Here is a 17,592-nt window from a genome sequence, read left to right on the forward strand (position 1 = left end):
GTGTCCGGCCATGGGCCGGACCTACGAATTGTTACGGGCCCATTGGGACCCGGATACATCATCAACGGGCGTCGGGCAGATCAATTCGCGGTTCACCACTTGAACAACACCAGGCTGATCGCCAGGCTGGCCATGCCGGCCACCAGGCCGTAGACCGTTTCGTGACCCTTGGCGTAGCGCTTGGCCGCCGGCAGCAGCTCGTCCAGCGCCAGGAACACCATCACCCCCGAGATCAACCCGAATACCCAGCCGAAGGTGGCGTGGTTGAGCACGTTCGACAGCAGCAGGTAGCCGATGGCCGCGCCGATCGGTTCGGCCAGGCCCGACAGCAGGCTGGCGCCGAAGGCGTAGGCCTTGTTCTGCGTGGCGAAATACACCGGCACGGCAATGGCGATGCCTTCGGGAATGTTGTGGATGGCAATGGCGAAGGCCAGCGGCATGCCCACCGACGGGCTTTCCAGCATCGCGAAGAACGTCGCCAGGCCTTCGGGGAAGTTGTGCGCGGTGATCGCCACGGCGGTCAACAGACCCACCCGCTTGATGTAGGCCTTGTTGTTCTCGCGGAACATCGGGTCCTGCTTGTCCAGGCTTTCGTGCGGGTTGGGAATCAGGTGGTCGATCAGCACGATCAGCAGCACGCCGCACAGGAACGCGGCCGTGGCATAGGCATAGCCCACCCGCGCGTCGTAGGCGAGGGTGAACGAATCGATCGCCTTGGTCAGGATCTCGGTCAGCGACACGAACACCATCGCGCCCCCCGCGAAGGCCAGGCCGAACGCCAGCAGGCGGGGGTTGGGGCGGCGCGAGAACAGCACCATCAGGCTGCCCAGGCCGGTGGCCAGGCCGGCAGCCAGGGTCACCAGCAGGGCGACCCCTACATTTTCATTGGAAATTTCCAGCGTCAGCCGCCCCGACGCAGGCGTTCTTCCACCGCGAAGCACTCGTCGGGCTTCGGCTGCGGCGGATTGAAGCTCACCGGCACCTGGATGGTGGTGGACACCGGCTGGCCGGCGCGGGTAGCGGCGTTGAACTGCCAGCCTTCCACGGCCTTCTGCGCCTGCTCGTCGAGCTGCGCGTTGCCGCTGCCCGAGACCAGCTGGATCTGGCCCGGCTTGCCGTCGGTGCCGATCACCACCTTGAGCGTGGTGGTGCCACCGATGCCCTGGCAGGCCAGCTCGATCGGGTACGCCGGCGGCGGGGTCTTCACCGCCGCCACCTCGGTGGGCGCCGCCACCGGCGCGGCCGGCGCAGACGGACCACCGCAACCGGCAAGCCCGGCAACAAGCGCGACAATGGCAACGCGTAGAGCCACGCCCTGCGTGGCTGCTCCTGTCATTTTCATGGCAATCACTCCGTCAGGCTCGAAGCCTTGGCTGCACAGATGAAGTCGTTCTCGCTCAGCCCGCCCACGTCGTGGGTGGAGAAGCGCACCACGGCCCGGTCGTAATGCACGCCCAGGTCGGGGTGATGGTCCTCACGGTGGGCCACCCAGGCCAGGGCGTTCACGAACGCCATCGTGCCGTGGTAGTCCTTGAACCGGAAGGTGCGGGTCAGCGCCTGGCCCTGTTCGGCCAGCTCCCAGCCGGGTACCTGGGTCAGCAGCTCGGCGATCCGGGCCTCGCCCAGTTTGTGGTCGCTGCCCTTGCGCGGCACGCAATGGGCCTGCGCCAGCGGAATCAGGTCGGCCATGAAATTCTCCATCTCGTCTATGCCTGAACAATGCGCCGGACAGTGTATAAACCGAATGAGCGCATAACATGTAAGCCGCTAGAATAGCCGCATGATCCAGATCTCCGACACTGCCCAGACCTATTTCCGCAAGCTCATCGAGCGCGAAGCCGTGCCCGGCATGGGCGTGCGCCTCAGCGCCGTGGACGCCGGCACCCCGCGCGCCGATGCGCGCCTGGAGTTCGCCGAACCGGCCGACCTGCTCGGTGACGAGTGGGCGGTGGACTGCGACGGCTTCACCCTGTACGTCGCCGCCACCAGCGTGGCCTGGATGGACGGGGCCGACATCGACATCGTCACCAACGCCACCGGCGGCCAGCAGCTGACCATCAAGGCGCCGAAGATCAAGGGCGATGCGCCGAACGATTCGGCCTCGCTGGTCGAGCGCGTGCGCTGGGTGGTGGAGAACGAAGTCAACCCGCAGCTGGCCTCGCATGGCGGCAAGGTTGCCGTGCAGGAAGTCTCCGCCGACGGCGTGGTGCTGCTGCGCTTCGGCGGTGGCTGCCAGGGCTGCGGCATGGCCGACGTGACCCTGAAGCAGGGCATCGAGAAGACCCTGATGGGGCGTGTGCCGGGCATTACCGCAGTGCGCGACGCGACCGACCATGACAGCGGTCACGCGCCGTACATTCCCCGCGGCACGGCTGCCTGATCGCCCTGCGTGACCTCCCGTCGGGCTGACGACATCCTCGATTGGCTGCTGGCCCGCCAGCCGGACAAACGCATTGTCGAAAAGACCACTGGCCTGCCTTATGGCTGGGGCCTGTGGCTGCGCGCGTTGACGCCGTTGCCGCGCCCGTTCCGTTCTACGGAAGTGATTGCCCAGTTGATCGATCGGCCGCTGCCTGGCTCGCCCGGCCGCCTGCCGGCGCTGGGCACCGTGCAGGCGCTGCGCCGCCTGCTGTGGCAGACCTGGGACCCGGCGCCGCGCGACCAGCGCTGGATGCGCTGGACCTCGGCGGCGCTGAGTCTGCTGCTGCATGTGATGTTTGCCGCGCTGCTGCTGTGGGTGGCGCTGGTGCGCCCGCCGGTGGAGCCGGAGCAGGGCGGCGATGGCGGCCGTATCCAGGTGGAATTCATCGGCAAGGGCACGCCGCAGGAAAGTGGCGGCGGCGAACCGGCTGCCGCAGCCGGCAGCGCGGCGGCCGCGGCCAGCGCACAGTCCGCGTCGGCAGCAGCGGCGAGCGCGCGTGCCGGCAGTACCGCGGCGGCTACCGCCCCGCAGCCCCCGGCCCAGCCCGAGCCGCAGCTGGCCGCCAGTGCCGAACCGACCCCTGCGCCAACGCCGCCCGCGCCGACGGCGGTTGAGCAGCCGGTCCAGGCGACCGATGTTGCCGTGGCCACCACCGATTTCGTGGTGCCGCCCACCAGCGTGCCGCGCACCGAAGTGCGGGTGATTCCGCGCGAAGCACCCGAGGTGCAGGTGCGCGAGCGCACCGTGGAGGTGGTGGAAGCCCCCGCCGCACGCGCGGTCACGCCCACGCTGCGGCCGGTTGAGCCGCAACTGCGTACGCCGGAAGTCGCGGTCCGCGAGCGCGAGGTCACGGTGGTGAGCGCGCCCACGCCGCCGGTGCCCACGCCGGGCCCGCGCGTGGAGGTGACGCTGCCGCAGCGCGAGCTGCAGGTGCGCGAACGCGAGGTTGCACCGGCTCCGTCGGTATCGGTCACCGTGGCGCCGGTACCGCAGCGCGAGATCAGCGTGCCCGGGCGCAGCCCGGAGGTGACGGTGCGCGAACGTGCGGTGCCCAATGCCGCGCCGCGACCGTCGCCATCACCTACGCCGACGCCGGCAGCGTCCACCGCTGCGACCACGCCCAGCCCGACCGCTGGCGCGGCCACCCAGCCGTCGCCGAGCCGCAACGCGGCGTCTGCAACGACACCGTCGAAGACCCCGTCCAGTACGCCGGCCGCACGCCCCGCACCGAACCCGGGCAATTGGGCAACGCCGGCGCGCGGCGACGACTGGGGCGCGGCCGACCGCAACCGCGATGGCGACCGCAGTGGCGCGCAGGCCAACCAGGGCACCGGACGCACCGGTGATGGCCTGTTCAATGCCGACGGCAGCGTGCGCGTGCCCGGCCAGGAAGGCAGCGGCGACACCGCGCGCGGCGCGCCCGGTGGCGACAACGATGGCTGGAGCCGCGAGCGCATCGCGCAGTCCGGCACGTGGCTCAAGCGGCCGCCGTACGACTACACCCCGACCTCGTTCGACAAATACTGGGCGCCCAACGAATCGTTGCTGGCCGAATGGGTGCGCAAGGGCATCAAGGCCGTGGAGATTCCGATTCCGGGCAGCAGCTCGAAGATCTCCTGCGTGGTATCGATCCTGCAGTTCGGCGGCGGCTGCGGCCTGACCGACCCGAACATGCAGGACCAGCCGGCCGTGGCGCGCCCGCCGCCGGATATTCCGTTCAAGAAAGAGCTGCAGGACGACAACGGCAGCCGGTGATGGCTGCGCCGTCACCGTCCGGTAGAGCCTAGCCGTGCGTGGCTATCGAGGTGCCAAAAGAATCCGGTAGAGCCACGCCGCGCGTGGCTATCGCGGTGCCGGATACTCCGCAGCCACCCATGGGGTGGCTCTACGGCGTTGGATCATTCGCGCAGCGCGATGGGTGTTTGATCATTCCTGCAGCGCGACGAACGCCCAGAACGGCACGTCCTGGGCGCTCCACGCCTGGCTGGTTTCATCCAGCACATCCAGCAGCGTGTCGAAATCGGCGGTGGCATCGGCCTTCAGCCCATCGGCATCGCTGAAGAACAGCGCATGCCCATCGGCCTTCAGCCACGACAGGTCGCGCAGGCTGTCCGACAACGCATCCCAGTTGCCGCCAAACGAGCTGGGAAAATCCAGCTGCGCGGCAATGCGCGCCAGCAGCGTGCGTTTGTCATGGCAGCCCGCCAAATCAATGGTGGCCACGCGAAGTCCGGCATCGCGCATCGCGGCCGACAGCGGACCGATATCGTCGTTGGTGACCGAATACACGCCGGCGTTGTTGATGTCGTCCAGGCCCAGTTCGAATGCGTCGTGGTTCATTGCCAGCTCCCGGCGGGTGGGACCTCGAAACTGCGGAAGGTTTCGTAATGGTCGTCGGTGTAGAACCAACCGGTCGGCGGGTTGCCGCCGGTCACGATGCGGCGCGCGCCGCGGTTGCCGGCGCCCGGCGTATCGACGGTGTATTCGCGGTAATAGCCGCGTGGGCGCTCCGGCAGCCGCTGTTCGCGATTGCTGAAGACCCCACCGTCCTGACGGTGCGGGTAGGGGCCGCCGCGCTGGATGAGCACGATGGTCTGCCGTGCTTCGGTTGGCAGGAAGGCGGGTAGGGCGTCGTGGGTCTGCTGCGCGGCCGCGCCCGGGTTGGCCGGCGCGTCGTTGCTGACTGCGGGGCCTGCATCGGGTTGGGTCAGCGACGGGGCGAACTGTGGCTTCGGTGCGCGCTGTGCTTCCTTGATGGCGAACAGGCCGCCAACCAGCAGGACGATGGCAACGAGCAGTAATAGGGGTTTGCGCATGGGCGGGCATGGCGTGTTGGGTGGGGGTACTGTACTGCGTCTTTGTTTAACGCTGCTTGGTTGCCACGCAGGGCGTGGGATTGTGGCTTCGGATGGCGGTGCGTGGTTGCCACGCATGGCGTGGCACTACGCTTCGTCACCGGTACGTAACATGCGGGGCTCATGGAAAGAAGTTTCCTTTACGTGGGGCTTGGTAAGCTTGTCGGCCATCCCCATCATCGACTTCGCAACGCCCTGCCTTCGCCGGGCGAGTGAGCTACCAGGAGATCCACATGGCCTACACCCTCCCCAAGCTGTCCTACGCCTACGACGCGCTCGAGCCGCATATCGACGCGGCAACGATGGAAATCCATCACACCAAGCATCACCAGACTTACATCAACAACGTCAATGCGGCACTGGAAGGCACCGAATACGCCGACCTGCCGATCGAAGAGCTGGTGAAGAAGACCAAGTCGCTGCCGGAGAACCTGCAGGGCGTGGTGCGCAACAACGGTGGCGGTCACGCCAACCACTCGCTGTTCTGGACCGTGATGGCCCCGAACGCCGGCGGCAACCCGGTCGGTGACGTCGCCCAGGCGATCGACGCCCAGCTCGGTGGCTTCGAGAAGTTCAAGGAAGCCTTCACCAAGGCCGCGCTGACCCGCTTCGGCAGCGGCTGGGCCTGGCTGAGCGTCACCCCGGACAAGAAGGTCGTGGTGGAAAGCAGCGCCAACCAGGACAGCCCCCTGGAAAACGGCAACACCCCGATCCTGGCACTGGACGTGTGGGAACACGCGTACTACCTGAAGTACCAGAACCGTCGCCCGGAATACATCGGCGCGTTCTTCAACGTCGTCGACTGGAAGGAAGTCGAGCGTCGTTACCAGGAAGCCATTGCCTGATTGTTTTGGCGGGTTGATTGAATGCGAAAGGCCGGGCGGAGACGCCCGGCCTTTTCGTCTGAGGCGACGTTACCGCGATCGTCAGCCGGGCAGAGCCCGGCGCTACCGTGTTTGGGCTTCGCCCTGTAGGCGCAACGTAGCGATGACGCCCAGGCGCAGCTCGCCCGCGTCACTGCCCTCGGTTGCCGGCAGCCTCAACGGCTGCTGGCCCATGCCGGCGAAATATTTCACCTGGAACAGCACGTCCAGGCCGTGGCCGCGGGCTGCGCCGGCGGCTGAGGGCGGGTCGACCCGCTCACCGGGATTCTTGCGGGCCGGCTGGAAGCCCGGGGAGTTGCCGACCAGTTCGGGCGTGCCGGCGGAAAAATCGCCTGCGATCAACGAGGGCAGGCCGTCGGCGGTGGCGCCGATCCAGGTCATCAGGTCGCTGGTCTGGTGCTGGCGCACTAGCGCCTCGTCCGGGTCCGGGCGCAGCCGGGCCACGTAGACGTTGACCAGCTCCTCCTGCAGCTTCACCCGCAGCATGCCCGCCGCGCTGTACTGGCCGGGGGGATGCAGCAGGGTGACGCCGTCCTCGGCCACCGGCAGCCGGCTGAGCAGGGCGCTGCCATAGCGCAGCGGCTGGCTCGGCGGGTCCGCGGTGACGAAATCGCAGCTGTAGCGCAGGCGGGTGGCCAGCCAGCAGGCCGGGTTGCGGCCCTGGGTCTGCAATACCCGCTGCACGGCGATCACATCCGGCTGCAGCGCCTCAAGCACCTGCAGGAGCTGGTCGCGACGCTGTTCCCACTGGCTGTCGTCCAGGGTGGGCAGCTCCAGCGTGGCGATTTTGAGCACGCGCGTTGCGTCCTCGCTCTGGCGCGCGAAGGCGGTGGGGGCAGACAACAGGAGCAGCAGAAGCCAGCCGGGCCAGCGCGCTGCGACAACCGTGGGGTGGATGCGCATAACGATAAGTTTACGCTTCGGCCGTCGACGCGCCGTGACTTCCGGCGGGTTTATCGCGACTCGCCTGCCATGTCGCGAACGACCTGTCACGTAGGGCCGCAGCGTGCGCGCCCGCGGCCCATCCGGTAACCTTGCGCCCTTTGAAGCCGCAGGACAGCCCCAACGAATGAGCACGATCGCAGCCGCCAGCGCCGGCAAGGGAAAAATGCCGCGCCAGATTCCGTACATCATCGGCAATGAGGCCTGCGAGCGGTTCAGTTTCTACGGGATGCGCAACATCCTGGTGCAGTTCCTGATCACCTCGCTGCTGCTGCAGGAGATCACCGCCGATGGCCGGGCCGCCGAGGCCAAGGACATCATGCACAGCTTCATGATCGGCGTGTACTTCTTCCCGCTGCTCGGCGGCTGGCTGGCCGACAAGTACTTCGGCAAGTACCACACCATTCTCTGGTTCAGCCTGATCTACTGCGCCGGCCACGCCTGCCTGGCGCTGTTCGAGAACAGCCGCGAGGGCTTCTTCCTCGGCCTGGGCCTGATCGCGCTGGGCGCGGGCGGCATCAAGCCGTTGGTGGCCTCGTTCATGGGCGACCAGTTCGACCAGAGCAACAAGCACCTGGCCAAGTTCGTCTTCGACGCCTTCTACTGGATCATCAACTTCGGCTCGCTGTTCGCCTCGCTGTTGATCCCGCTGGCGCTGAAGAACCTGGGTCCGCAGTGGGCGTTCGGCATTCCGGGCATCCTGATGTTCGTGGCCACCTTCGTGTTCTGGCTGGGCCGCAAGCGCTACGTGCTGGTGCCGCTGCCGCCGAAGGACCCCAATTCCTTCGCCAGCGTCGTTCGCACTGCGCTGATGACGCCGCGTGCCGTTGATGGGCCAGCTTCGCCAGCGATGCGCGCGCTCGGCGTGCTGATCGCGGTGGGTTCGGCTTACTGGCTGAGCGTGTGGGCCATCGTGCCGTGCGTCGCTGCAGCGGTGCTGTGGGTGCGCCGAGAGCGCCCGGGTCTGGCGATGGCGCTTGGTGGCGCCGCGGCGGCCTTGGGCATGGGCATCTTCACCCCGATGCTGGGCATCGTGATCGTGCTGTGCCTGGCGCTGGTATCGCTGCTGATCGGCGTGGGCGGCGGTGCGTGGATGCGGCTTGATACGGCCCGCGCGGTGCACCCGGCCGAGGCCGTGGAAGGCGTGCGTTCGGTGCTGCGCGTGCTGGTGATCTTCGCGCTGACCACGCCGTTCTTCTCGCTGTTCGACCAGAAGGCCTCCACCTGGGTGCTGCAGGGCCAGCAGATGGCGATGCCGTCGTGGTTCACCGCCTCGCAGATGCAGGCGCTGAACCCGCTGCTGGTCATGATCCTCATCCCGTTCAACAACCTGGTGCTGTACCCGGCGCTGCGCCGCTTCGGCTTCGAGCCGACCGCGCTGCGCCGCATGACCGCCGGCATCGCCTTCAGCGGCCTGGCCTGGATCGTGGTCGGCGGCATCCAGGTGATGATGGACGGCGGCAACGTCATGTCCATCTTCTGGCAGATGCTGCCGTACGCGCTGCTGACCTTCGGCGAGGTGCTCGTCTCGGCCACCGGCCTGGAGTTCGCCTACAGCCAGGCGCCGCAGGCGATGAAGGGCGTGGTGATGAGCTTCTGGAACCTCACCACCACCATCGGCAACCTGTGGGTGCTGCTGTCCAACGCGGCGGTGCGCAATGACACGGTGACCCACAAGATCGCCAGTACCGGGCTCAGCGAGGCGGCGTTCCTGATGTTCTTCTTCGCCGGCTTCGCGTTCGTGGCGGCGTTGGCCTTCGGTTGGTATGCAAAGCGCTATCGTATGGTCGACAACTACCGCGCTGCCTGAGTACCGCCATGACCCCCGTCAACCTGCTGCTGATCGCCATCACCGTCCTGGTGTCGTGGATGGCGTTCAAGAACCGTGCGCTTGCCGACCGCCTGATCCTGTGGCCGCCGGCGGTGGACCGCAAACGCCAGTACGACCGCCTGGTGACCTACGGCTTCATCCACGCCGACCTGGCCCACCTTGCGTTCAACATGATCACGCTGTACTTCTTCGGCGGGCAGATCGAAACGGTGATGGTCAGCCTGACTGGCAGTTACCTGACCTATCCGGCGTTCTACCTGAGCGCGCTGGTGGTTTCGATCCTGCCCAGCTACCTGAAGAACCAGAAGAACCCGAATTACCTGAGCCTGGGTGCCTCGGGGGCGGTGTCGGCGGTGCTGTTCGCCTTCATCCTGCTCAGCCCGTGGACCATCATCCTCGTATTCTTCATTCCGGCGCCGGCGATCATCTATGCCGTGTTCTATGTCGGCTACAGCATCTGGATGGACCGCCGCGGCGGCGACCGCATCAACCACAGCGCGCACCTGGCCGGTGCCGCGTTCGGCGTGATTTTCATGCTGGCCATGCGCCCGGCTATCTTCGAGCACTTCCTGCGCGAGTTGAGCAACCCGCGTTTCAGCCTCGGCGGTGGTTGACCGGGACGGCGGTCACGACCAACGGTCGTGACCTACCAGATTTGTCGGCACCCGCATTCGGCGGTAGGTCACGACCGTTGGTCGTGACCTTCGCAAACCTTACGCCGCGAAACGCTGGTCGGCACCGTAGGTGCTGAGCAGGCGGGCGTAGACTTCGTTGTCGATCAGATCGAACTCCGAGCCCTGCGTCTGGCCGTTCAGCGCAAGCTGGAACAGGCCTTCCAGCAGCGAGCTGTCGGCGTCGCCGGGCTGGGTGAAATCAGGTGCGTGGTCCATGTGGAACTCCTTGTGACACGGATGGGGCAGGCAGGTGTCGCAAAACGCGTGCCAGCTTTTGCGCCCTGTCCGTACCTGATATCGGCTTGAATCGGCGGGACTTTAGCCCGCCCCACAACGTGGTTTGCCGCCGAAGCGGCCATGAACGGGCGGGTGGGTCGGATCGGCCCTCCGCCGTCAGGGAAAGTGGCCGGATGTGACAAAATTTGTCGGGAGTTGCCCCTGTTCAGGCTTCACGCGATCATGGCGCTACGCTGCGCACTATCGCCACAGTCGCCGCAGGAGACAGTGCCCATGGCTTCGGTCACCCCGCCCGGATTGGCTTACGAGGTGGAGCACGATCTGGCCCGCCAGCGGTTCCAGGCCCGCATCCGTGGGCATCTGGCGCTGCTGGACTACCAGATCAAGCGCAAGCGGATGGTCATCACGCACACCGAGGTGCCCGAGCCGATCGGCGGCCAGGGCATCGCAGGCGAGCTGACCAAGGTGGCGCTGCGCTATGCGCGCGAGAACAAGCTCAAGGTGGTGCCGGCCTGCGCCTATGCCGAAGCCTTCCTTGCGCGGCACGAGGAATACAACGACCTGCTGGTGCGCTGAGCACGGCAGGGGATGTTTCAGGGACGAAGGATCATGATGCTCGGATTCAACAAGGGGATTGCAATGAACATCGCAGGAAACCGCCGCGCGCTGCGTACTGGCGCGCTGGCGTTGGCCGTGGGCCTGGTGCTGTTGGCCGGCTGCAAGCGCGACGCGGACAGTGCCGCACCGGCACCGGCCGACAGCGCCGCCACGGCGTCGCCGGGCACCGTGGAAACCCCGGCGGCGGCCGAGGCACCGGTCGAGCTGCGCGACGTGATCGAAAACACGCCGCAGGCCGTGGTCGGCATCAGCTACCCGCAGGACGTGAACCGCTACCCGGGGTTGGCCAAGGCGCTGTCGGACTATGCGGCCGCCTCGCGCGCCGAGCTGCAGCAGGCGGTGGACGGGCTGGGCAATGACAAGCCGACCATGCCGTACGAACTGTCGCTGAGCTTCGAAAAGGTACTGGACACCCCGCAGATGGTGGTCATCAGCGCCGATGGCAGCCGCTATACCGGCGGCGCGCATGGCGAGCCGCTGGTGGCCCGCTTCGTGTGGCTGCCCGAACAGCAGCAGATGCTGACGGCGGACAAGCTGATTGCCGATGCCAAGGGCTGGGACGTGGTCAGCGATTACGTCGCCGACCAGCTGAAGGAGCGCGTGGCGACCCGGCTCAGCAGCGAAGACATGGAGCCGGGCCAGCTGCAGGAATCGCTGCGCAGCGCCAGCCGGATGATCGCCGACGGCACCGAGGCCAGCGCCGACAACTTCAGCCAGTTCCAGCCGCTGACCGACGCGTCGGGGCATATCAACGCCGTGCGCTTCGTGTTCCCGCCTTACCAGGTGGGGCCGTACTCGGATGGCACGCAGACGGTGGACGTCCCGGCCAGCGTGCTGGCGCCACACGTGGCCCCGGCCTACGCCGGGCTGTTCGCCAAGGGCTAGCGGAGGCCGGGCCGTGGACGTGGGGCTGCAACGGCGGGTGATCGAGTTGCTGCACGAGGCGGACGTCACCGTCGATGGTGACCGCCCGCATGACCTGCACGTACACGACCCGCATTTCTATCCGCGCGTCATCGCCCAGGGCTCGCTCGGCCTGGGCGAGAGCTACATGGACGGGCAGTGGGATGCCGCCTCGCTGGACGGCTTCCTGCTGCACCTGATGCAGGCCCACCTGGACGAACGCGTGCACGGCTGGCGCGAGCTGGCCGATGCGCTCAAGGCGCGGCTGTTCAACCTGCAGGCCGGGGGCGGCAACCTGGAAGTGGGGCGCCGCCATTACGACCTGGGCAACGATCTTTACCACGCGATGCTCGGCAACCGGCTGGTGTACAGCTGCGGTTACTGGGCGCAGGCCGACGACCTGGACAGCGCGCAGGCCGCCAAGCTCGACCTGATCTGCCGCAAGCTCGGGCTGCGCCCGGGCCAGCGCGTGCTCGACATCGGCTGCGGCTGGGGCGAGGCGCTGAAGTTCGCCGCCGAGCGCTACGGCGTGAGCGGGGTGGGCATCACCATCTCGCAGGAGCAGGCCGACTACGCCCGCGAGCTGTGCGCGGGGCTGCCCATCGAGATCCGCCTGCAGGATTACCACGACGTCGAGGATACCTTCGACGCGATCCTGTCGGTCGGCATGTTCGAGCATGTGGGCGACAAGAACTACCGCAGCTATTTCGAGATGGCGCGGCGTTGCCTGGCGCCGGAAGGGCTGTTCCTGCTGCACAGCATCGGCAGCAACATCTCGCGCCACCGCACCGATCCGTGGATCGCGCGCTACATCTTCCCCAACTCCATGCTGCCCTCGGCCGCGCAGATCACCGCCGCCTACGAGGGTCTGTTCGTGCTGGAGGACTGGCACAGTTTCGGCGCCGACTACGACCGCACCCTGCAGGCCTGGCGCGCCAACGTGGAGGCCGCGTGGGCGCGGCTCGACCCGCAGCGCTATGACGAACGCTTCAAGCGCATGTGGCGGTTCTACCTGGCCGGCTCGATGGCCAGCTTCCGCTGCCGCCATGCACAGTTGTGGCAGCTGGTGCTGTCACCGAACGGCGTACCGGGCGGGTACATCGCGCCGCGGTGATGGTGTACCGGGAATGTCGATGGGCTCCCGGCGGTAGGGTCGGTTCCCGAACGACTGCCGATGAAGATGATCGGCTCGGGGACGCATGGACGTGTATCGAAACAGAGGGGTCAAGAGACGGAAACGCTTGGCTGCAGACCGAGTATTCCGGGGTGCTCCGGTGATCGACGCTGGGGCACAGGTATGGCACATTCCGCACACAACAAAGGAAAGGTCGATGCGGCTGCTGCTGAGGGGTCGTTCGCTCTCCGTCTTTCCGACCACCGGTTCAAATGCACCTACCGATCCGAACCTTTTGTGCCGGCTGAAATGGATGCGGAAAAATGAAGAAGTTCGTGGAACATTGCTGGGGAGCTGCGTGTGAGTGCTGCTGAAGCGCTTAAAGGGTTGCGCGAGATCGAGTTTCACGACGCGCTGCTGGGTGATCTGGCGTTCTGCGTGGAAACACGGTCCTGCACCTTGCAGATGGCGATCTATGAAAAAGAGCACGCGAGGCACAGGACCGAGGCAACGCTCGCAATGACGTCGGTCGAGCGTTGTTTTGCCAGCCTGGATTTCAGGGATTTGCTGGCCAACGCGTTCGCAGGCAATGTTCAGAACTGCCGGGTGGATGTCGACCGCGGTGCGGTACGGCACTATCTGTGCGGAGGGATGCTGGAGACCATTCCGGGCAGCGTATCGCTGAGCTATGGCCGGGAGCTTGATCCGGTGGATGCGGTTGATGCCGCTGATGCCGTTGATCAGACGCCTGGCGGCACGATGATAGCCGACTCGTTCGCGGCGCTTGCAGGCGTGGAATTCATGAATTCGATTCTGCTGCGTGTCGAGGTTTCACCGAAGCAGGGAACGTGCACGCTGCATGTTCAGATGTGCCCGACGGAGGATTCGCTTGACCGCGTCGCTGCGCGGATCGTACTGAGGGGTGTGGTCTTCTGCCTCGTGAGCATGGATATGCCGAGCCTTGCGCTCGAACGGATGCACGGGAACGCCCTGGTCTGCCATGTGGAAGAGAAGCGCAACATATTCAGGTGGTATCTGATGGACGGCCTGATCGATGTCCGCGCGAAATCCGTGTCTTTGATTCGGGATTGACGTTGTGCGTGGTGCCACAAAAAACCGCCCGGCTTTTGGCCGGGCGGTTTTTTGTTTCAAGCAGCAGATCAAGGGCGTAGCGGACTAACAGTCCGCTCTACACAGTCCGCTCTACACAGTCCGCGTTACTTCTTTTCCGCGGTCAGGCCGCGCTTTTCGAGCAGCGGCTCGATCTGCGGTTCGTGGCCGGCGAAGTTCTGGAACAGCTGCATCGCGTCCACGCTGCCACCCTTGGACAGCAGGGTTTCGCGGAAGTGATCGCCGTTCTTGCGGCTCAGGCCGCCGTTGTCACGGAACCACTTCTGGGTGTTGGCATCGAGCACTTCCGACCAGATGTAGGCGTAGTAGCCGGCCGAGTAGCCGCCCATGATGTGGCTGAAGTACGGGGTCTTGTAGCGCGGCGGAACCGGCGCGTAGTAGATGCCGTCCTTCTCCAGCGCGGCGCGCTCGAAGGCCATCACGTCCTTGGCGGCCGGCACCTGGTCCGGGCCGATCTGGTGCCAGCGCTGGTCAAGCATGGCCGCGCCCAGGTATTCGGTGGTGGCAAAACCCTGGTTGAACTTGGCGGCGGCAATCACCTTGTCCAGCAGCGCCTGCGGCATGGCACCGCCGTTCTGATAGTGCTTGGCGTAGTTCTTCAGGATGAGCGGGTTGTCCGACCACATCTCGTTGACCTGCGAGGGGAACTCGACGAAGTCGCGCGGCACCGAGGTGCCCGAGAAGTAGGGGTACTTCACGTTCGAGAACATGCCGTGCAGGGCGTGGCCGAATTCGTGGAAGGTAGTGGTCACTTCATCCCAGGTCAGCAGGGTCGGCTGGCCAGCCGGCGGCTTGGGGATGTTGAGGTGGTTGGCCACCACCGGCTTGAAACCGGTCAGCGCCGACTGCGAGACGTAGGAGTTCATCCACGCACCGCCACGCTTGGACGCGCGCGCGTACGGGTCGAAGATGAAGATCGCCAGCTGGCTGCCGTCGGCGTCGAACACGTCGTACACGGTGACGTCGTCGTGGTAGACCGGCAGGTCGGTGCGCTGCTTGAAGCTCAGGCCGTATTCCTGGTTGGCGGCGAAGAACACCCCGTTCTCCAGCACGTTCTTCAGTTCGAAGTACGGCTTGAGCTGGGATTCGTCGAAGTTGTACTTGGCCTGGCGCACCTTCTCGCTGTAATAGGCCCAGTCCCACGCTTCGAGCTGGAAGGTCGGCTTGCCGGCGGCCTTCTGTTCCTTGTCGATCATCGCCTGCAGGTCGGCGGCTTCGCGCTTGGCGTTGGCGACGGCGGCCGGGGCGAGCTGGCCGAGCATGGCGTTGACCGCGTCGGGGGTCTTGGCGGTCTGGTTGGTCAGGTTGTAGGCGGCGAAGTTGTCGAAGCCCATCAGCTTGGCCTTGTCCGCGCGCAGCTGCATGATGCGCGAGACCAGGGCGGTGTTGTCGAACTCGCCGCCGCGGCTGCCACGCGCGACGGACGCGTCGTAGATCTTCTTGCGCAGGTCGCGGTTGGACAGGTTGGTCAGCGGCGGCTGGCCGGTGGTGTTGAGCAGGGCGATGACGTACTTGCCGTCGAGCTTCCGTGCCTTGGCCGCTTCGGCGGCGGCGGCGATCTGCTCGGCCGACAGACCGTCGAGCTGCTTGACGTCGTCGACGACGATGAACGAGGCATTCACTTCGTTCTGAACGTTCTGGCTGAACTTGGTGCCCAGGTTGGCCAGCTCGGCATTCATGCTCTTGAGCTTGGTCTTGTCGGCTTCGTTGAGCTTGGCACCGGAGCGCACGTAGTTTTCGTAGTACTTCTCGACCAGGCGCACGCCTTCGGCGTCGAGGCCGAGCTGGTTGCGGGTGTCATACAGCGCCTGGATGCGGGCGAACAGCTTGCCGTTCAGCGCGATGGCGTCGCTGTGCGCGGCGAACTTGGCCGAGTAGTCGGCCTGCAGCTTCTTGCGGGTGTCGTTGGTGTCGGCGCCGACCAGGCTGAAGAACACGGTGGTCGCACGGTCCAGGGTGTCACCGCTCTTTTCCAGGGCGATGAGGGTGTTGTCGAAGGTCGGCTTGGCGGTGTTGTTGGCAATGGCCTCCACTTCCTTCAGCTGCTGGGCCATGCCAGCGTCGAAGGCGGGGGCGAAGTCGCTGTCCTTGATCTTGTCGAACTGGGGATAGTGCAGCGGCAGCGTGCTGTCGGCGAAGAACGGGTTGGCCTGCTGGGCATTGGCGGCCACCGGGGTGGCGGCAACGGCGGAATAGGCAGGCAGGGCAAGGCCGAGGGTCACGGCGACGGCAAGAGCGAGGCGGGTGGTCAAGGGGTAATCTCCGGTCAGACAAGTGCCCGAGGTTAACCCGGGGTGATGGGGCGGGGCTTGTGTCGAAAGGCATGTGTGGGCGGCGCGCGGCCCAGCAGTCTTCACGCTGCTGCACCGGGGGATGGCTGGCTGCGATCAGGTAGAGCCACCCCATGGGTGGCTTGTGCGGTGCCGGACATCACGCAGCCACCCATGGATCACGCAGCCACCCATGGGGTGGCTCTACAATCTTTGATTCCCCTTCCTGGAGCACTCCCATGACCACCGCATTCGATTTCTCGTTCGTGGACCTGGACGGCCAGCCGCAGGCGCTGGAGCAGTACCGGGGCAAGGCGCTGCTGCTGGTCAACGTGGCCAGCAAGTGCGGCTTCACGCCGCAGTACGAGGGGCTGGAAACCCTGTGGCGGGAGTACCGCGAGCGCGGCCTGGTGGTGATCGGCTTCCCCTGCGACCAGTTCGGGCACCAGGAGCCGGGCAATGCCGAAGAGATTCGTTCCTTCTGCTCGCTGACCTACGAGGTGGATTTCCCGTTGTCGGAGAAGGTCGACGTCAACGGCGACGGCGCGCACCCGCTGTGGCAGTGGCTGAAGGCCGAGAAGACCGGCCTGCTGGGCTTCAGCGGCATCAAGTGGAACTTCAGCAAGTTCCTGATCGGCCGCGACGGCAAGGTGCTCGAACGCTACGCGCCGACCGACAAGCCGGAAAACCTGCGCGGCGATATCGAGGCTGCGTTGGAGTAACCGTGGGACACGCGTGGCGTGTCGCTACGCGCAACGGACGTAGAGCCACCCCATGGGTGGCTGCGCGGTGCCTGCTGACGCTCAGCCACCCATGGGGTGGCTCTACGGTTTGATGTCCCGAGCCGGCGTTACTTCTCGACGAACGCGCGCTCGAACACGTAATGACCCGGGGTGCCGATGCGCGGCGAGGTCTGGAAGCCGCGGGCGTCCAGCACACTGCGCAGGTCGGCCAGCATCTGCGGGCTGCCGCAGATCATGGCGCGGTCGTTTTCCGGGCTCAGCTCGGGCAGGCCGAGGGTGCGCTGCATCTCGCCGCTTTCCATCAGCGAGGTCAGGCGGCCCTGGTTCGGGAACGCTTCGCGGGTCACGGCCGGGTAGTAGAGCAGCTTGTCGCCGATCATCTCGCCCAGGAACTCGTGCTCGCGCAGTTCCTTCTCGAACAGGCCGCGGTAGGCCAGGTCCTTTTCGTAGCGCACGCCGTGGGTGAGGATCACCTTGTCGAAGCGCTCGTAGGTTTCCGGGTCCTTGATCACCGACAGCCACGGTGCCAGGCCGGTGCCGGTACCCAGCAGATACAGGTGCTTGCCCGGGTGCAGGTCGCTGATGAGCAGGGTGCCGGTGGGCTTCTTGCCGACCAGCACCTTGTCGCCGGGCTTGATGTGCTGCAGGCGCGAGGTCAGCGGGCCGTCTTGGACCTTGATGCTGAAGAACTCGAGGTTCTCTTCCCAGTTGGCGCTGGCGATGGAATACGCACGCAGCAGCGGCCGGGTCTCGGTTTCGAGGCCGATCATCACGAACTGGCCGTTCTCGAAGCGGAAACCGCTGTCGCGGGTCGTGGTGAAGCTGAAGTAGGCGTCGGTCCAGTGACGGACCTCAAGCACCGTTTCGGCGCCGAAAGCGGAAGACATGGGGGTGGGGTCTGATCTGTGTTGTCCCGCTCAGTTTAGCTCAAATGAGATAAATTCTCATTGAACCCCGTTTGGCGGCGT

At 65.9% G+C, this 17,592-nt stretch carries 20 protein-coding genes; 11 read left to right on the forward strand and 9 right to left on the reverse strand.

Annotated features, from left to right (window positions below):
- Window positions 1-92: 92 nt before the first annotated feature.
- The 3 genes from zupT to ACREPD_RS09025 are packed head-to-tail and all read right to left on the reverse strand — an operon-like array spanning window position 93 to window position 1,689.
- A complete protein-coding gene (gene zupT, locus ACREPD_RS09015; protein ID WP_431599046.1) occupies window positions 93-899 on the reverse strand; it encodes a zinc transporter ZupT in 807 nt (268 codons plus the stop codon).
- A gap of 2 nt (window positions 900-901) precedes the next feature.
- Window positions 902-1,336 carry an energy transducer TonB gene (locus ACREPD_RS09020; protein WP_431599047.1) on the reverse strand — a complete coding sequence of 145 codons (435 nt, stop codon included), beginning with the start codon at window positions 1,334-1,336 and terminating at the stop codon, window positions 902-904.
- Between the two features lie 11 nt (window positions 1,337-1,347).
- Window positions 1,348-1,689 (reverse strand): 4a-hydroxytetrahydrobiopterin dehydratase, encoded by a 342-nt coding sequence (locus ACREPD_RS09025; RefSeq protein ID WP_431599007.1) that lies wholly within the window; start codon window positions 1,687-1,689, stop codon window positions 1,348-1,350.
- 91 nt (window positions 1,690-1,780) lie between these two features.
- Between ACREPD_RS09025 and ACREPD_RS09030 the strand changes: the two genes are divergently transcribed.
- Together ACREPD_RS09030 and ACREPD_RS09035 are read left to right on the forward strand one after the other, a co-directional pair.
- Window positions 1,781-2,380, forward strand: coding sequence for an NfuA family Fe-S biogenesis protein (locus ACREPD_RS09030; protein WP_421570274.1), 600 nt, complete (start codon window positions 1,781-1,783; stop codon window positions 2,378-2,380).
- A gap of 9 nt (window positions 2,381-2,389) precedes the next feature.
- On the forward strand, window positions 2,390-4,177 hold the full coding sequence (locus ACREPD_RS09035) for a hypothetical protein (RefSeq protein ID WP_431599008.1): 1,788 nt from the start codon (window positions 2,390-2,392) through the stop codon (window positions 4,175-4,177).
- 171 nt (window positions 4,178-4,348) lie between these two features.
- On the opposite strand, the gene ACREPD_RS09040 is transcribed toward ACREPD_RS09035, so the two are convergent.
- Both ACREPD_RS09040 and ACREPD_RS09045 read right to left on the reverse strand, forming a co-directional pair.
- Complete coding sequence (locus ACREPD_RS09040) at window positions 4,349-4,762, reverse strand: barstar family protein (RefSeq protein WP_431599009.1); 414 nt, start codon at window positions 4,760-4,762, stop codon at window positions 4,349-4,351.
- Window positions 4,759-5,238, reverse strand: coding sequence for a ribonuclease domain-containing protein (locus tag ACREPD_RS09045; RefSeq protein ID WP_431599010.1), 480 nt, complete (start codon window positions 5,236-5,238; stop codon window positions 4,759-4,761). Before ACREPD_RS09045 ends, ACREPD_RS09040 begins: the two co-directional genes overlap by 4 nt.
- 272 nt (window positions 5,239-5,510) lie before the next feature.
- Here ACREPD_RS09045 and ACREPD_RS09050 point away from each other — a divergent pair, with 272 nt between their 5' ends.
- The gene (locus tag ACREPD_RS09050) at window positions 5,511-6,122 is read left to right on the forward strand and encodes a superoxide dismutase (protein WP_421570888.1); all 612 of its coding nucleotides are present in this window, start codon (window positions 5,511-5,513) and stop codon (window positions 6,120-6,122) included.
- A 102-nt stretch (window positions 6,123-6,224) separates the two neighbouring features.
- On the opposite strand, the gene ACREPD_RS09055 is transcribed toward ACREPD_RS09050, so the two are convergent.
- On the reverse strand, window positions 6,225-7,064 hold the full coding sequence (locus ACREPD_RS09055) for an endonuclease/exonuclease/phosphatase family protein (protein ID WP_431599011.1): 840 nt from the start codon (window positions 7,062-7,064) through the stop codon (window positions 6,225-6,227).
- 166 nt (window positions 7,065-7,230) lie between these two features.
- On the opposite strand from ACREPD_RS09055, the gene ACREPD_RS09060 reads away from it, so the two are divergent.
- Window positions 7,231-8,913, forward strand: a complete 1,683-nt coding sequence (locus ACREPD_RS09060) for an MFS transporter (RefSeq protein ID WP_431599012.1) — start codon at window positions 7,231-7,233, stop codon at window positions 8,911-8,913.
- 8 nt (window positions 8,914-8,921) lie between these two features.
- Window positions 8,922-9,548, forward strand: a complete 627-nt coding sequence (locus ACREPD_RS09065; protein ID WP_431599013.1) for a rhomboid family intramembrane serine protease — start codon at window positions 8,922-8,924, stop codon at window positions 9,546-9,548.
- Between the two features lie 99 nt (window positions 9,549-9,647).
- Here the strand turns inward: ACREPD_RS09065 and ACREPD_RS09070 are convergent, their stop codons facing one another.
- On the reverse strand, window positions 9,648-9,824 hold the full coding sequence (locus ACREPD_RS09070; protein ID WP_421570892.1) for a hypothetical protein: 177 nt from the start codon (window positions 9,822-9,824) through the stop codon (window positions 9,648-9,650).
- 294 nt (window positions 9,825-10,118) lie between these two features.
- On the opposite strand from ACREPD_RS09070, the gene ACREPD_RS09075 reads away from it, so the two are divergent.
- From ACREPD_RS09075 to ACREPD_RS09095, 5 genes are all read left to right on the forward strand, one after another.
- Window positions 10,119-10,421, forward strand: a complete 303-nt coding sequence (locus ACREPD_RS09075) for a GNAT family N-acetyltransferase (protein ID WP_431599014.1) — start codon at window positions 10,119-10,121, stop codon at window positions 10,419-10,421.
- A gap of 63 nt (window positions 10,422-10,484) precedes the next feature.
- On the forward strand, window positions 10,485-11,348 hold the full coding sequence (locus tag ACREPD_RS09080) for a PdaC/SigV domain-containing protein (protein WP_431599015.1): 864 nt from the start codon (window positions 10,485-10,487) through the stop codon (window positions 11,346-11,348).
- Window positions 11,349-11,361: 13 nt separating this feature from the next.
- Window positions 11,362-12,480, forward strand: coding sequence for a cyclopropane fatty acyl phospholipid synthase (gene cfa / locus ACREPD_RS09085; protein WP_431599016.1), 1,119 nt, complete (start codon window positions 11,362-11,364; stop codon window positions 12,478-12,480).
- A 217-nt stretch (window positions 12,481-12,697) separates the two neighbouring features.
- The gene (locus ACREPD_RS09090) at window positions 12,698-12,844 is read left to right on the forward strand and encodes a hypothetical protein (protein WP_431599017.1); all 147 of its coding nucleotides are present in this window, start codon (window positions 12,698-12,700) and stop codon (window positions 12,842-12,844) included.
- On the forward strand, window positions 12,841-13,572 hold the full coding sequence (locus ACREPD_RS09095) for a hypothetical protein (RefSeq protein WP_431599018.1): 732 nt from the start codon (window positions 12,841-12,843) through the stop codon (window positions 13,570-13,572). The genes ACREPD_RS09090 and ACREPD_RS09095 overlap by 4 nt, the downstream gene beginning before the upstream one ends.
- 125 nt (window positions 13,573-13,697) lie before the next feature.
- Here the strand turns inward: ACREPD_RS09095 and ACREPD_RS09100 are convergent, their stop codons facing one another.
- Window positions 13,698-15,863, reverse strand: coding sequence for a M3 family metallopeptidase (locus tag ACREPD_RS09100; RefSeq protein WP_431599019.1), 2,166 nt, complete (start codon window positions 15,861-15,863; stop codon window positions 13,698-13,700).
- Window positions 15,864-16,120: 257 nt separating this feature from the next.
- Here ACREPD_RS09100 and ACREPD_RS09105 point away from each other — a divergent pair, with 257 nt between their 5' ends.
- On the forward strand, window positions 16,121-16,603 hold the full coding sequence (locus ACREPD_RS09105) for a glutathione peroxidase (protein ID WP_431599020.1): 483 nt from the start codon (window positions 16,121-16,123) through the stop codon (window positions 16,601-16,603).
- Window positions 16,604-16,731: 128 nt separating this feature from the next.
- On the opposite strand, the gene ACREPD_RS09110 is transcribed toward ACREPD_RS09105, so the two are convergent.
- Window positions 16,732-17,511, reverse strand: a complete 780-nt coding sequence (locus ACREPD_RS09110) for a ferredoxin--NADP reductase (RefSeq protein WP_431599021.1) — start codon at window positions 17,509-17,511, stop codon at window positions 16,732-16,734.
- Window positions 17,512-17,592: the final 81 nt, after the last annotated feature.

Origin of the sequence: Stenotrophomonas sp. (assembly GCF_050737075.1) — a bacterium.
Classification (GTDB): Bacteria; Pseudomonadota; Gammaproteobacteria; order Xanthomonadales; family Xanthomonadaceae; genus Stenotrophomonas.

Coding starts and splice junctions, on each gene's coding strand:
- ACREPD_RS09025 (WP_431599007.1), bottom strand. CDS start 1,689: ATGGCCGACCTGATTCCGCTGGCGCAGGCCCATTGCGTGCCGCGCAAG.
- ACREPD_RS09075 (WP_431599014.1), top strand. CDS start 10,119: ATGGCTTCGGTCACCCCGCCCGGATTGGCTTACGAGGTGGAGCACGAT.
- ACREPD_RS09050 (WP_421570888.1), top strand. CDS start 5,511: ATGGCCTACACCCTCCCCAAGCTGTCCTACGCCTACGACGCGCTCGAG.
- ACREPD_RS09020 (WP_431599047.1), bottom strand. CDS start 1,336: ATGACAGGAGCAGCCACGCAGGGCGTGGCTCTACGCGTTGCCATTGTC.
- ACREPD_RS09065 (WP_431599013.1), top strand. CDS start 8,922: ATGACCCCCGTCAACCTGCTGCTGATCGCCATCACCGTCCTGGTGTCG.
- ACREPD_RS09055 (WP_431599011.1), bottom strand. CDS start 7,064: ATGCGCATCCACCCCACGGTTGTCGCAGCGCGCTGGCCCGGCTGGCTT.
- ACREPD_RS09090 (WP_431599017.1), top strand. CDS start 12,698: ATGCGGCTGCTGCTGAGGGGTCGTTCGCTCTCCGTCTTTCCGACCACC.
- ACREPD_RS09110 (WP_431599021.1), bottom strand. CDS start 17,511: ATGTCTTCCGCTTTCGGCGCCGAAACGGTGCTTGAGGTCCGTCACTGG.
- ACREPD_RS09030 (WP_421570274.1), top strand. CDS start 1,781: ATGATCCAGATCTCCGACACTGCCCAGACCTATTTCCGCAAGCTCATC.
- ACREPD_RS09060 (WP_431599012.1), top strand. CDS start 7,231: ATGAGCACGATCGCAGCCGCCAGCGCCGGCAAGGGAAAAATGCCGCGC.
- ACREPD_RS09070 (WP_421570892.1), bottom strand. CDS start 9,824: ATGGACCACGCACCTGATTTCACCCAGCCCGGCGACGCCGACAGCTCG.
- ACREPD_RS09045 (WP_431599010.1), bottom strand. CDS start 5,238: ATGCGCAAACCCCTATTACTGCTCGTTGCCATCGTCCTGCTGGTTGGC.
- ACREPD_RS09040 (WP_431599009.1), bottom strand. CDS start 4,762: ATGAACCACGACGCATTCGAACTGGGCCTGGACGACATCAACAACGCC.
- ACREPD_RS09080 (WP_431599015.1), top strand. CDS start 10,485: ATGAACATCGCAGGAAACCGCCGCGCGCTGCGTACTGGCGCGCTGGCG.
- ACREPD_RS09105 (WP_431599020.1), top strand. CDS start 16,121: ATGACCACCGCATTCGATTTCTCGTTCGTGGACCTGGACGGCCAGCCG.